Source organism: Spirillospora sp. NPDC048819 (assembly GCF_040650055.1).
GTDB lineage: Bacteria > Actinomycetota > Actinomycetes > Streptosporangiales > Streptosporangiaceae > Spirillospora.
Map to the genome: position 1 here is coordinate 18,177 of NZ_JBEZGN010000012.1, position 13,728 is coordinate 31,904.

The 13,728-nt window shown below is 71.1% G+C and carries 8 protein-coding genes; 2 read left to right on the plus strand and 6 right to left on the minus strand.

Annotated features, from left to right (window positions below; translation table 11 throughout):
* Positions 1–355: 355 nt before the first annotated feature.
* Positions 356–1,096: a serine protease gene (locus tag AB0C35_RS18260; RefSeq protein WP_358456927.1), complete on the plus strand. Its 741-nt coding sequence runs from the start codon at positions 356–358 to the stop codon at positions 1,094–1,096.
* Between the two features lie 98 nt (positions 1,097–1,194).
* Positions 1,195–1,761 carry a snapalysin family zinc-dependent metalloprotease gene (locus tag AB0C35_RS18265; RefSeq protein WP_358456930.1) on the plus strand — a complete coding sequence of 189 codons (567 nt, stop codon included), beginning with the start codon at positions 1,195–1,197 and terminating at the stop codon, positions 1,759–1,761.
* A gap of 109 nt (positions 1,762–1,870) precedes the next feature.
* On the opposite strand, the gene AB0C35_RS18270 is transcribed toward AB0C35_RS18265, so the two are convergent.
* The 6 genes from AB0C35_RS18270 to drmA form a co-directional block, all read right to left on the minus strand.
* Positions 1,871–3,268 (minus strand): DHA2 family efflux MFS transporter permease subunit, encoded by a 1,398-nt coding sequence (locus AB0C35_RS18270; protein WP_358456933.1) that lies wholly within the window; start codon positions 3,266–3,268, stop codon positions 1,871–1,873.
* Positions 3,269–3,361: 93 nt separating this feature from the next.
* Positions 3,362–4,906: a serine/threonine-protein kinase gene (locus tag AB0C35_RS18275; protein ID WP_358456936.1), complete on the minus strand. Its 1,545-nt coding sequence runs from the start codon at positions 4,904–4,906 to the stop codon at positions 3,362–3,364.
* The gene (locus AB0C35_RS18280) at positions 4,907–6,841 is read right to left on the minus strand and encodes an N-6 DNA methylase (protein ID WP_358456939.1); all 1,935 of its coding nucleotides are present in this window, start codon (positions 6,839–6,841) and stop codon (positions 4,907–4,909) included.
* Positions 6,838–7,605, minus strand: coding sequence for a DISARM system phospholipase D-like protein DrmC (gene drmC / locus AB0C35_RS18285; RefSeq protein ID WP_358456942.1), 768 nt, complete (start codon positions 7,603–7,605; stop codon positions 6,838–6,840). The genes AB0C35_RS18280 and drmC overlap by 4 nt, the downstream gene beginning before the upstream one ends.
* Before the next feature lie 67 nt (positions 7,606–7,672).
* Positions 7,673–9,571, minus strand: coding sequence for a DUF1998 domain-containing protein (locus tag AB0C35_RS18290; protein WP_358456945.1), 1,899 nt, complete (start codon positions 9,569–9,571; stop codon positions 7,673–7,675).
* Complete coding sequence (gene drmA / locus AB0C35_RS18295; RefSeq protein WP_358456948.1) at positions 9,568–13,398, minus strand: DISARM system helicase DrmA; 3,831 nt, start codon at positions 13,396–13,398, stop codon at positions 9,568–9,570. Before drmA ends, AB0C35_RS18290 begins: the two co-directional genes overlap by 4 nt.
* Positions 13,399–13,728: the final 330 nt, after the last annotated feature.

Consider the following 13,728-nt stretch of genomic DNA (forward strand, 5'->3'; position numbering starts at 1 on the left):
CCCGTTTCTGCTGGACGGGCATGTCCGGCTTCCGCCGGGCGGCGTCGAGGAAGAGCGCGGGCCCGTCCAGTGGCCCGCCGCTCCCGGGATCGGCGCGGAGCCGCCCGAGCCCGCCCCCGTCGCCGCGTCCCACCGCGGGTCACGGGTCACGGGCCGCGGGGCGGATGTGAACGAGCGGGTTGAAAAATGGCCGTCCTTTCAGTGCGGACGGGATGGCCGTAGAAGGTTCGCAGGTGGCGGCCGCTCCTTGCATGGAAAACCTTCTATTGCGGAGTCGCACCCGATATTTGGCAATGGCGATTTTCGCATTCTTGGTCAATAGTCGGTGCAACCCCCGTGAAAGGACCCCCCGCTCATGAGGAAACGCAGACTGCTGGCCGCGATACCGGTCGCCTTCGTGGCGCTGTCCGGTACGTCGATCGCCTACGCCGACCCCACCCCGCCGCCCACCCCGAACATCGTGGGCGGCGTGCCCGCGTCCGAGGTCTACTCGTTCATGGCGTCGCTGCAGAGCTCGTCCGGACGGCACAGCTGCGGCGGCTCGCTCGTCGCCGCGAGCTGGGTCGTGACCGCCTCGCACTGCGGCACGCCCTATCAGGTCAGGATCGGCACCACCCAGTACAACTCCGGCGGTGAGGTCCGCCGGGTCGCGAGCCGGCAGGTGATCGGCGGCGACGTCGCGCTGCTCCGGTTGGCCTCCCCCGCGTCGTCCGCGCCCGTGCCGATCGCCACCAGCGCCCCGGTCGGCTCGTCGACCCGGCTGATCGGCTGGGGGCAGACCTGCCCCGTCCGGGGATGCGGCCCCGCGCCGGTCGGCCTCCGCCAGCTCGACACGCGGATCATCTCCGACGGGTACTGCTCCGGCATCCGCGCGTCCACCGAGCTGTGCATCGAGGGCGGCGGCGGCCGCGGCGCCTGCTACGGCGACTCCGGCGGGCCCGCCGTCATAGGCGGACCCGGCGCGTGGCGGCTGGTCGGCGCGACCAGCCGCGGCACCGCCTCGCAGTGCGCCGTCTCACCCGCCATCTACGGCGACGTCACCGCCTACCGCTCCCGCATCCTGCAGATCATCGGCGGCGGCGCCGTGCAGGCCTGACCGGCCGGCGGACCGACCCCGACGAACGTGCCCTCCGCCGGAGCGCGGTGCCCGGCGGAGGGCACCCCCACCCCGCTCCCACCACCGCGAGGATTCCCATGGTCATCAGAAGTGTTCTGAGGGTCTGCGCCGCGCTGCTGCTCGGCCTCGCCCTCCTGGCCGGCACGGGCGTGCCCGCCTCGGCCGCGCCCGCCTCCGACACGTCCAGCGCGGTCCGCACGATCCGGTACGACGCCAGCCGCGCCGCGGAGTTCCGGGCGGCGGTCGACGAGGGCGCGCGGATCTGGAACGAGCGCGTCAGCAATGTCCAGCTCGTCCCCGGTTCCCCGGCCGACGTCGTCGTCTACGCAGACAACGGCTGGCCCCGCGCCCAGGTCATCGGCCTCGGCCGCGGCACCATCTGGATGGGCCGGCAGGCCGTCTGGGAGGGCCACTACACGGTCCGGATCGCGTCCCATGAACTCGGCCACATCCTCGGTCTGCCGGACCGTCGCACCGGCCGGTGCACGGACCTGATGTCCGGGGCCAGCGCCGGGACGTCCTGCCGCAACCCCAACCCGAACGCGGCCGAGATCGCCGAAGTCGAGGACAACTTCCAGTTCGGCCGCACCGGCGTCGCGCCGGGCGCCACCCTCACCGAGGCACCAGCCCTCGCCCGCGACTGACCCCGCACACCCCGGGCGCCCGCTCTCTCCGGCGGGCGCCCGGTCGGCGTTTCCCGATGCCCGGCCGGGCGGAGCGGACGACGCCGCTTCCCCGGCGGGCATCCCGTTGTCAGGCCTCGCGCCGCGGCAGGAACGGGACGAGTGCCGTCCCCGCGGCGGTGACGAGGGCGGCGACGAGGAAGGCCATCGAGTAGCCGTCCACCAGCTCCGGTCCGGACGCGGCCGCCGCCGCACCGAGGACGGTCAGGCCGATCGCACCGCCGATGGTGCGGGACGTGTTGACGACGCCCGCCACCGCACCCGCCTCGTCCGAGGACGCACCCGCGGTGGACGCCTCCACCAGCGGCGTCATCAGCAGCCCGAAGCCGAGCGCCATCGTCGCGCCCGGCCCGAGGACGGAGCCGAGGAACGTGCCGTCCGCGTCCAGCACGACGCTCTGCCACGCGAAACCCGCCGCCGCCAGCAGCCCGCCGGCGCCCGCCAGGAGCCGCGCGTCCATGCGCTCCATGATCATCGGGGCGAGCCTCGACCCGATGATGATGCCGAGCGTGTGCGGCAGGAACGACAACCCGGTGCGCACCGCGCTGTACTCCAGGACGTTCTGCATGTAGAGCGACAGGAAGTACCAGAGCGCGAAACCGCCCATCATGATCACCAGGGTGGCGAGGTTGCCGACCGCGACGCTGCGCAGCTGGAACAGCCGCAGCCGGACGAGCGGGTGAGCCGCCCGCGCCTCGACGGCGACGAACGCCGCCAGCAGCACGAGCCCGCCGGCCAGCGGAACCAGCGACGTCCACCCGTCGCTCTCGATCCGCCCGATGCCGAACGCCAGCAGCCCCACCCCGCCGGTGACGAGCACCGCCCCCGGCAGGTCGAGGCGGGCACGCCGCCCGCCGTCGCTCTCGTCCCGCAGCCACCGCGCCGCGATCACCGCCATGACCACGCCGACCGGCACATTGATCAGGAAGACCCAGCGCCAGCTCAGATAGTCGGTCAGCAGCCCGCCGACCAGCCCGCCCGTGGCGCCCCCGGCGGTGCCGACGGCCGTCCACATGGCGATCGCCTTCGTCCGCGCCGGTCCGGCGGGGAACGTGGCGGTGACCAGCGAAAGCGTGACGGGCGCGAGGATCGCCGCCCCCAGGCCCTGCACCGCCCGCGCACCGATCAGCATGCTCCCGCCCTGCGCGAACCCGCCGGCGAGGCTCGCCGCGGTGAACAGGCCGAGCCCCACCAGGAAGACGCGTTTGCGTCCGAAAAGATCGCCCGCCCGCCCGCCCAGCAGCAGAAACCCGGCGAACGTCAACAAGTAAGCGTTGACGACCCACTGCAGGCCGGTCGCACCGAACCCGAGACTCGTGCGTATATCGGGCAGGGCGACGTTGACGACAGATACGTCCAGGACGACGAGGAACTGCCCGACGGACGCGGCCAGCAGCGCCGCCCAGCCGGGGGTGGACGAACGCCCCGGCGCCTTGCCGGCGGCTTCGGGCTCATAGGTCGTGGTCATGACCTTCATGCTGGCCCGCGCCACCGCTCCCCCGCGTCGGCCACCGGTCCCGGTCCCCAAGGTCCAATCGGCCTAGGACCACCGGCCACCCGGTCACCCGCTTCTGAGTCGCGCCAAGGTCTCACGGACGGTCTTGAGCGTCCGGTCGTCCGGGCCGCGCAGACGTTCCAGGTCTGCTGCGAGTTCTTCCAGGACGCGGCGGGCCGTGGTGGTGCGCCCGCCGCCGTGAAGGAGGAGGCCCTGCTGACGGCGAAGGTCGAGGACACGGTCGTGGTCTTTGCCGAACAGCCGGGTCTCGTCGCCGATGAGGTCCTTGAGCTGGGCGAGGGCCCGGTCGATCTCGCCGGCGAGGGCGCGGCTGTTGGCCTCCTGGAAACGGAACTTCAATGCGGTCTCGGAGTCGGGGCCATCGTGGTCGGCCGTGTCCTGGGCGAGGGCGTGGAAGGCGGACGCGGCGGCGAGGTAGTCGCCGGCCTTGAAAAGGACGTCGGCGAGATCCGTCCGGAGCCCGATCACTTCGGTGTGGTCGCCGCCGAGGACGCTCTCGGCGCGGGCGGACGTGCGGCTCAGCGTGCGCGCGGCCTCATCGAAGCGGGACTCGCGCATGAGGCGTTCGGCGCGGCGGCGGGCGCGGGCGACGTCGCCGAGGCTGAAGGAGTCGGAGGCCGGTGCTGACCGGGGGCCGGGCTGCGGGGGCGGCGGCGCCGTGGCGGTATAGGTGGTCAGGGTTCGCCCGGCGACGTCCGCGTACATGCGGAGTGCGCTGCGGCCGGCGTGCACGGCTCCGGGGAGCTCTTGCAGACCGGTGGTGTACGGGTGCAGGGCGTCGAAGACCTCGTCCGCGGAGGCCGGCCGGGCCTCGGGGGCTTTGGATAGAAGCCGCTGCACGAGGGTCTCCAGGTCGGACGGTACGTCGGGGCGCAGCCGTCGGAGCGGGTCCGCCTTCTCGTAGATGTGGGCGTGCATGAGGGACACGTGGTCGGGGCCTTGGAACGGGCTCTGGCCGCTGAGCATCTGGTAGAGCACGCAGCCGAGGGCGTACAGGTCGCTGGACGGGCTGGACTGCCCGCGGAACTGTTCGGGCGCCATGTACGCGAGCGTGCCGAGTTGCTGGTTGGAGCTGGTGAGACGGGAGCGCTCGTCCGCGTCGAGGGCGACGGCGAGACCGAAGTCAAGGACCTTGACCGCGCCGTTCTTGTCGACCATGAGGTTGCTGGGTTTCAGGTCGCGGTGCACGAACGATTTCGCGTGCGCGTAACTGAGGACGGCGCAGACCTGCGCGGCGATCGCGGCGCCCCAGCCGATCGGGAGCGGGTCGTGCTCGGCGACGAGGTCGTCGACGTTGACGCCGTCGACCAGTTCCATGACGAGGAAGAGGCGCCCGTCGAAAGGGCCGCCCGTGACCTTGTCAGCGTCGTACAGGACGGGCACGCCCGGGTGCCCCATCCGCGCGGTGAGCTGCGACTCCCGGACGAACCGCCTGATCAGCTCCGGCTCGTCCGCGAACCGGACGAACTTGACCGCGACGCGGCGTCGCAGCCGGGTGTCCGTGGCGCCCCAGACCTCGCCCATCCCGCCCTTGCCGATATGGACGGGATCCAGTTCGTAACGGTCGGCGATGGTCGTCACGGCTGTCATTTAACCGTCCGGGCGGAGGCCGCCACCACCCAGGCCCTCGATCCCGAGCGCGATCGTGTCGTCACCGGCGTCCGCCAGTTCGCGGAGCGCCCCGGAGAGCCTCATGAGGCGGTTGTGGGCGGCGCCGTAGGAGCGCTGAGCTCCGATCGGCAAGTTCGGGATGGGCGTACGGCGGACATCGGCCCGGGACGAGGTGGACGATGCACGGGCCTGCCCGGCGGCGTGCAGGAAACAGGCGAGGAAATGGGGGTCGTATCTGGTCTGGTCGGGGCGGAGGACCTGCACTTGCGGCCCGGCGGCGATGCCCTCGGCGTCGATGACGTGCGGTTGGACCTGCCGTCCGGTCTGGGCGACGGCCACGTCACCCGGGCGGAGCAGCAGCAGGCCGGGGGCGGAGACCGTGCGGGCGGAGGGGCCGCGTCCGATGGTGATGTCCTTGCCGGTCAGGACGGGAATCTCGCCGGTGTTCAGTTCCATCTTGAGTGGTGGGTTCAGTAGTTCGATCGTGCCGTTCTGGATCAGTTCGGCGAGCGTCGTCGTGCTGTGCTCGGCCGCCTCGGCGAAGGACGTCAGTTCGTCGGCGAGGGCATTGACGGCGGTCAGTCTGCCGCGGAACCGGGCGTGGGCCTTGTCGAACCCGGCCCGGATGTCGGCGCTGCCGCGCAGGTGGCGGGACGGAGTCACGTCCACCGTGTCGTCGAGCAGGTCGATCAGCGGGACGGGGCGTCCCGTGCCGGGGTCGCCTTTCCCGCGCAGGAACCGCGCGGTGGCGTCGATCAGCGTCTCGGTCCGGCCACTGGAGGCGTCCAGCATCAGCACGTGCGTGGGCGGGGGGTCGCCGTCCGCGGGGCGGCGCAGCAGCCAAAGGTGGGGCGCGGAGGTCGATCCGGCGGCCGCGCCGGTGGGCAGTTCCAGCACCGCGCGGAGGGTGCCGGTGCGCAGAAGGCCGGCGCGGATGCGGCGGCCCGAACGGCGGCCGGCGGCGGCGGGAGGCATCAGCACCGCCGCCTCGCCGCCGGGACGCAGATGCCACAGGACATGCTGCACCCACGCCAGTTCGGGTTCGCCGCGCGGCGGGAGGCCGTGAACCCAGCGGGCGTCGCCGGCCAGGTCGTCGTAGCCCCAGGCCCGGTCGCCGAAAGGCGGGTCGCACAGCGCGGCGTCGAACCGCTCGCCGTCGAAGCCGTCGGCGGTGAGGCTGTCGCCGTGGACGATCCGCGTGTCGCCGTCCCCGTGAAGGTGGAGGCGGGTGCGGGTTATGTCGGTGCCGTAGGGCTCGCGGTCCTGCCCGGCCAGGCTGCCCGCGCCGCGCTTCTGGGCCGCCATGAGCAGGTTCCCGATCCCGCACGCCGGGTCGTACACCCGGCCGCCGTCCACCTGGACGAGGCACGCCATGAGCCATGCCGTGTCCGGCGGCGTGGGCACGATGCGCCGTGCGTGCGCCTCGACGAGACGCCGGACGAGATACTCGTAGGTGTCCGGACTGCGGAGTTTCCGGATTTCCCGCGCCAGCGACATGAGGTTCCCGGGGACGCCGCCGCCGCGCCCCCGGCGGGTATCGCGCTGTGGCGGATAGGCGGTTCGGCCGAGTTCGCCTACGACCTCGCCGAGTTGGAGGTCGTCGGCCGTGGTGCGCAGCAGTTGCCACAGCCGCTCCTCGGGGGTCAGCGTCAGGGGCTTGCCCTGGTCGGCCAGCCATTTCTCCACGTCCGGCAGGGCGAACAACGGGCTGTTGGCGGTGCCCCCGGCGGGCTGCGGAAAGTCGTCGTGGCGGCGCCGCCAGTTGGACACGGCCGCACGCCCGAACCCGGTGAGCCGGGCGATATCGGCCGCGCTGACGAGGGCCTCACCCCCGCCCATGTCGTTTCCGACGGCGCTGATGGGTCCGTCGGTCTCGCCCTTGTCGGCCTTGGCGCCGGCGCTCGGTGTGGTCACAGGCGTTCCAGGAGTCCGGCCGAGCGCAGGGCGTCGAAGTGTTCGGCGGCGCGTTCGGGGGCGGTTCCGCCGCGGACGAGCAGCCCGGCTTCGATATTGCTGTTCACGCCGGACTGGGTGAGGTTGGCGCTGGAGACGAGGAGTTCACGGCGATCCGCGACCGCGATCTTGGCGTGCATCCGTCCCTTGTCGTCGGCGCGTTTGGTGACGGGCCAGTGCCACAGTTCCACACCGAGGCCGTGGAAGGCGGCGGCGGGTTCCTCACCCGAGATCGCGCTGCCCGCGCCTTGGAGCGTCTCCACGACCACCCTGACCACGACGTTGCGGGCGAGGGCTTCGGTGAGGGCGTCACGGAGCGGCCGGTAGGGCTTGGCGGAGTACGTCATCAGCAGCAACTCGTGCCGGGTGCGCCGGACGAGCTGGGCCAGGACCTGTGCGGTGGCCCGCACCGGGACTCCGTGCTCGGTCGGCCCGCTCCACACCGGCTCCACCCGCACGGCCTCCTGCTGGAGCGCCGCCGCGACACCCCGCAGGTACGCCGCGACGGCGTCCGCAGGGAGATCTTCTTGCTGGGAAGCGGCGATGAGGGCGTTGGCCTCCTCCTCGAAGCCCGGCACGCTCGTCCGGACGGCGAAATACTGCTGCCGTTCGAAACGGTCGGCCAGGACGCGGAGCCCTTCCGGCCCGATCCGCAAGGCGGGTTCGCGGGCGCCCGCTTCGAACCTGTCGAGCGGCGTCATGTCGGCGTCGTCGAAGTCGCTCACCGGCTCACCGTCCTGTCGAGGGCGGCGGGGGACGTCCTGCGCGGTGGTCTCGTGTCGAGCGGGGGCGTCATGGAAGGTCGGGGTAGAGGGCAAGGTCGCTGTCGGCGACGGGGACGACGAAGCGGCGGTCGAGGAACTTGTTGCCGCGTTCACAGGTCGTCTCGGAGACGAACAGGCATACATGGCAGGCGGCGCCGTGCAGGAAGTCGGCCGGGGCCTGCGGGAGGCGTTCGGCGCACAGTGGGTCGGACGAGCAGTGGCGCGCGTCGGCCAGGGCGCGGCGGGTGAGGCGGACGAGCTGCTCGGGTTCGGCGAGGGAGACCAGGCCGCCGAGGGTGCCTTCGGCGTCGGGGACGGCCGTGTAGATGAGGATGCCGCTGCGGCGCGGGTCGTCCTCGGTGCCGGAGTAGATGCGTTCCGACAGGCTCGCCGAGCTGTATCCGCATTCGAGGGAGATGGTTCGGATCAGCAGGTGGGAGAGCGTGTGCAGGGCGATGAAACGAGCGCCGGGCCAGTGCGCCATGTCGTCGAAGTCGGACATGCTCGCGATGCGGTCGGAGTAGCGGTTGCGGCGGTGCCGCGCGTACGCCTCACGGTGCAGGCCCATCGCTTCGGACTTCTCGACGCGCTCCTCCCATTCCTGGAGGAGGTCTTCCGAGACCTTGAGGAAGATGCCCTCGCCGCGCACCTCGCTGGCCGGTACCCAGGTGGGCTTGGATCGGGCGAGCGGGACGAGTTTGACGAGGTTCGGGTCTTCGGGGTCGGGGGCGTCCAGCCGGGTGAAGCCGATCAGGGCGCGAACCTCACGAAGCCGCTCGGCTTGGACGACGTCGGCGTAGATGCCGGTCAGTTCGTCCGGGACGGGCTGGTAGGCGCGGCGGAGGGTGAAGTCGGAGTTCGGGTCGGGCAGCTTGGCGGCGGAGAACACCTCCCATTCGGCGGTGCGCAGGTCGGGGTTCTTGTCCGCCTTGTCGTCGCCCGCCCCTTCGAGCTTGGCGCGATGCCTGGCGACCGCCTCGGCGATCTCGTCGTCGGTCCACTGGTCGAGTTCTTTGAAGGCGGGCGCGTTCTCGCGGGCCCAGGCGTACATCGGCTTGTCGATACCGCTGACGGCGATCCAGTTCAGCTCGACCTTGGCGTCCAGTGCGCTGGCGCCGGACTGCGGGACGGCCAGGGCGGCGAGTCCCTTGGCGAACCACTGGTTGGACGCGCCGACGACCAGCAGTTTCGGCCGCTTGTCGCAGCCCTGCGGGTCGAATGTCGCCAGGTGCGGGTGGCGGCCCCGGCAGTGGGGCAGGTTCTCCTCGCCGCGCTTGCCCTGCGCGTCGCGGATGTTGCGGCGCTCTCCGCAGTTCACGCATTTGATCTCGACGTTGGCGCCGAGGTTGCCGCCGCGGTCCTCCATTCGCAGCCGCGGGTGGCTGGCCTTCTGGCATTTATCGCCGCGGTGCACGAAGTGCGCGTACGGGAAGTCGTCGAGATGGCCGTTGGTGCAGGTCAGCACGAACCGTGCCGCTACGGCGAGGGGTTTACGCTTCTTGCACTTGTCGTGGAAGAAGCGCGCCTCGTGCGGTTTGCGCGGCTTGGTGTTCTCGAAGCGGAAGATGCCCGAGTCGAGGCCGCCGAGTTCGTTGCAGTGGGTGCAGCGCAGCCAGCCGGGGAAGGGCGCGACCGGCACGCCGATCTTGGACGCGGGGCCCGCCGGCTCCCTGTCCAAGCCCTCCATCCATGGGGCGGGCATCAGCTTCTGGACGCTCTTGCCGATGCTCTGCTGGACGGCGGCCAGCAGGCGCGGCTCGGCGATCGGCATCGCCTCGGGCAGCCCCTGGTGGTTCCAGTCGTCCAGGCCCTTGACGAGGACGGAAAAGTTCGGCAGGTCGACCAGTGCCCCGACGCCGCTGGTGAACATGAGGTGGCTCGGACGGACGCTGCCGACGCGGCGGCGGAGGATCGCGGGCTCGGTCATCGGGTCTCCAGTCCGTTCGCGGCGTCGAGGGTGGACTGTCCGAGCTCGTCGCCTTCGGGCTCGTCCTCGTCGGGATCGGAGGGCGGGCCGAACGACCAGTCCGGTTCGTTGTAGAGGGGGTGGTAGATGGCCTCCCCGCCGGGGAAGAGCAGGTTGATCTCGTTCTCCGTCTCCCGCATCGACATGCCGGTGGTCATCGTCTCCCACCTGCCGCTGCCGGCCGGCCGCAGCAGCCCCTTGATCGTCTGCTTGTTCCAGGTGCCGTCCTGGTAGCCGAGCCGGGCGCTGCCGCCGGTCTTCTGGCCCTCCCATGCGTCGAGGACGACTTGGGCCCGTTCGTTCAGGTACTCGCGTCCGCGCGTCCCGGCGACGGCTTCGGCGCGGGCAAGCATCCTGTCGACGATCTCCTGGACGCGCGGGTCGGACCGGTCGATGTCGAACGCGTCGGGGTTGCGGGAGAACTCCTCGGCCGCATGCCGGATCGCGGCCACGAGGGTGCCGGCCGTGCCCCTGTCTAGGGAGCGGCGGGTGTACGGGGTCACGGAGAGAGCCTCGACCTGCCGGTAGAACGTGGAGTGGTAGTGCTCGAAGTCCTCGTAGTGGGCGAGGTCGCGGGGACGGGACCAGTTGTAGAGCGTGACGACCAGGCCGGGGCGTTCGGAGTCGCGTCCGACGCGTGAAGACGCCTGGATGTACTCGGCGGTGTTCTTGGGCTGCCCGACCATGACCATCAGGCCGAAGCGGGACACGTCCACGCCGACCTGGAGCATGGAGGTCGCGAGCACCACGTCCACCGGCTGAAGCCCCGCGCCGCTGCGTTTGTAGAACCGCTCGGTCATCGGATGCCTCGGTGCGCCCTTGGCCTTGGAGTCCCTCCGTTCCTGCAGGTGCCGCCGCATGTCAGCGAACATGTCGGCGCGGCGCCGGCTCGTGTCGAGGTCGGGGTCGAAGCCGTGTTCCAGCAGTTTGAGCACGTCGCTGATGTCGCCGGACGAGATGCGGGAGGTCAGCTCCTGGATGGTGAGCATGCCTCCGCGCTGCACGATCCGGTCGGACAGGCCCTTGGCCTTGCCGTGGCGGCGAACGCGCGTCGTCACGTCGTCGTCCAGGTACCGGCGCATGCCGGCCAGCTCCCGGGTGGCGTTGAAGTAGCCGACCATTGTCATGTAAGGGTCAGCGGGTTCGCCGTACTTGTCGAAGAGCGTCTGCCCGGCGAGCAACAGGATCTCGGCGAGCCTGATCTCTGCGGACTTGATCCGGACCCCGTGCGCGCAGATGCCCAGGTAGCGGCGCCCCGGCGTCCGCCGCGTGATCGGTTCCTGGCGGGAGAAGAAGGTGTCGGCGACGTCGATGACCTGCGGCGGGAACACGGCCAGATCGCGGCCGAAGACGCCGCGGACCTGCTCGCGGGCCCGCTTGGTGGTGGCGGTCGACGCGACGATCTTCGGGCCGGTGCGGCTTCTCCGGTACGGCCAGGACGACAGCTCCGCGACGGCCGCCTCGAACAGCCCGACGGTCGTGCCGAGCGCGCCGGAGATGAGGTGCAGCTCGTCCTGGATGATCAGGTCGGGCGGGCGGAGCCGGACGACGGGCCGGGCGCTGACGGCGGGGAGCGCGCCCTTCTTGTTGTGCTTGCTCGCGCACCCGGTCTTGTCGTCCAGGTCGTCGTGGCGGAAGCCGTGCCGGTCGCAGTGGCCGCGGGCACGTCCGAACAGGATCCCGGCGTAGCCCTTCCAGGGCAGCTGGGCCAGCTTGTCGACGGTGGCGATGACGAGGCTCGGCGCGTACCGGTAGATCTCCTCGTCCACGGTCAGGATCGGAAGGCCCTCGCCGGTCGCCACCTTGCGCGAGAACGGGCAGGCGTCCCCTTCACCGCGCGGGCAGTAGAGCAGGATGCGGCGCCGGTCGTCGTCGATGTGCAGGTCGCGTTCAGCGCGGAGCCCTTCACCGCACCAGGGGCAGGCGAGCGTCTGCAGGACGTTGGCGCGGTGGCCGCTTCCCTGGTCGCGGGCCTCGATGATCTGGTCCTTGGCGTCTTCGAACCAGTTGGGCGACACCCCGGCGCCGACCCACAGCCCGATGCGGAACCGCTCGTCCCCCCACGTGTCGGGGTCGCGCCGCCTGATGACCTCGGCGGCGCACACGAGGGCGGCGGCCCGCTGGAACTGCTGGGCGGTGAGCAGCCGCAGCGTGTACCGCATGAGGACGGCGACGCCCGCCATCCCGTCGCGGGCGTCCTCGGCCGTGCCGAGCGTGCATTGCAGCCGGCGGATCGCGAACGTGTAGGCGGTCAGACCCAGGTACGCCTCGGTCTTGCCGCCGCCGGTCGGGAAGAACAGCAGGTCGACGAGGGCGGTGTCGTCGGCCGCGCGCTCGGGGTGGCCGGGGTCGGTCAGCGACGGCAGGTTGAGCAGGACGAACGCGAGCTGGAACGGACGCCAGCTCGCGGCCCTCTCCCCCTGTGCATCGATCTCCCGTAGCGCCTCGTCGTAGGTGCGGCCTTCCTCCCGGTGCGGGACGAGCGCGGTGTGGCGGCGTTGCAGGGCCATCGCCTCGTTGGCGAAGTGGAAGGCGGCCAGGGCCTCCTGGTGCCCGCGACTGGTCTCGTCCGACAGCAGCCTGACCCCGGCCTCAATGCGGTTGGCCGCTCTCCTTGCGTCGTGGACGGCCTTCCGGGCGGCGCCCCTCAGCCCGTCCGGCAGCCCGGGGATCTCGGCTTCCCGGTCGTCCAGCCAGGTGGTGTAGCCGTCGACCAGGGGCTGGAGACCGTCCTTGAGCTGCGCGGGGCTGGCCTTGGCGAGGACGTCCATGGACAGCGTCACGTGCTCCAGTGGGGTGCCGGGCCCGGTCGGCGCAATGGTCGCGGGCACGTTGTGGGCCGGCAGCCATGTGGTGGTGAGCCGGTGCGCAGTCCGCTCCCCTTCGGCGACGTCCGCGTGGACGGCGACGTTGCGCCCGGCGGCGTACCGGCGCTCGTTGCGGTACAGCAGCCGCAGGTGCAGTTCCTCCGCGTCGTCCCCGACGGCTTGGAGGTCGTCGACCGGGTCGTCAACGGGCAGGAACACGGCCTTCGCCCCGTCGAGCGCCGTCATCGTCAGCTCGGGCTGGAACAGCCACGCCGTGTCCTTGTTGCTCGTCGGCTCCGTCTGCTGGTTGACGAGGGCGATCTCCACGACACGCCTGCCGTCCCTCGGCCTGACGTTCACGCTGAGCAGCACGCCGGGGGCCTCCTCGTGCTCCCCGGTCAGCGGGATCTTGTAAGACTCCTCCGCGTCGAGCCGCACCTCTTTCTCGCGCGTGAACGGCTCCCGCGCCCAGACACGGACCTTCTTGCCGTCCTCGCCTTCCTGTTCGTGCTGGTCGTAGCGCCCCCAGGTCGCCTTGACCACGACCGCGTCCACATCGCCGCCGACGCAGAAGGACAGGCCCATGGAGGACGCCCAGATCTTGCCGAGCGTCTGCGGGCTGATGACCTCCGGCAACCCTCCCTCCGCCGCGTCCCCGTCCACGCCGGTCTCGGTGTCGGGCACCTGGTCCGCGTTCTCGATCGTGGACGCCGGCGAGGGCCGTGGCCCGAGCATCCCGACGAGGTATCGCTCGCGTGGGCCCATCGCCTTGGGTTTGAACTCCTCGTCGGGCCCGTCCCACGGCCCGAGCAGGTCGCGTTGGACGAGTTCTTCAAGCTCGTCCCGCACCTGGAACGAGCCGCCCTCGGCGAACGCCTGCGGAACGTCCAACGGCGGAATCGCCTTGGTGGCCTCACCTTTGACCAGGGAGAGCTGCACGTCCCCCGGCTGCGGGAACAGCCCGCCGTCGTCCTCACCCACGCCGCGCCTCCACCCCTCGATGTCGTGTACAAGCTACACAAGCACGTCCCTCCGACAGTCCGCCCCATCCCGGTGGCCCGGCTTCACGCGTGGCCGACCTCGGCCACGGCGGGTTCTGGGTGATAAAGGCGCTGTACATGCAGTTTTCAGGGAATTTCAGATACGTGATCTTGCTCTCTGGACATTGGACGGGGGGCGGCCGCGTCCGAGCCGATCACGGGCGGTCGCACAAAAGGTAAGGGCGTCTGTTACGTCCGTTTCCGCAGCTACGCCGCTTCCCACCCTGAACCCGGTTCGGTTGCGGACACACCACAACCATCACAGAGTCTG

Coding starts and splice junctions, on each gene's coding strand:
- AB0C35_RS18265 (WP_358456930.1), top strand. CDS start 1,195: ATGGTCATCAGAAGTGTTCTGAGGGTCTGCGCCGCGCTGCTGCTCGGC.
- AB0C35_RS18275 (WP_358456936.1), bottom strand. CDS start 4,906: ATGACAGCCGTGACGACCATCGCCGACCGTTACGAACTGGATCCCGTC.
- AB0C35_RS18290 (WP_358456945.1), bottom strand. CDS start 9,571: ATGACCGAGCCCGCGATCCTCCGCCGCCGCGTCGGCAGCGTCCGTCCG.
- AB0C35_RS18270 (WP_358456933.1), bottom strand. CDS start 3,268: ATGACCACGACCTATGAGCCCGAAGCCGCCGGCAAGGCGCCGGGGCGT.
- AB0C35_RS18260 (WP_358456927.1), top strand. CDS start 356: ATGAGGAAACGCAGACTGCTGGCCGCGATACCGGTCGCCTTCGTGGCG.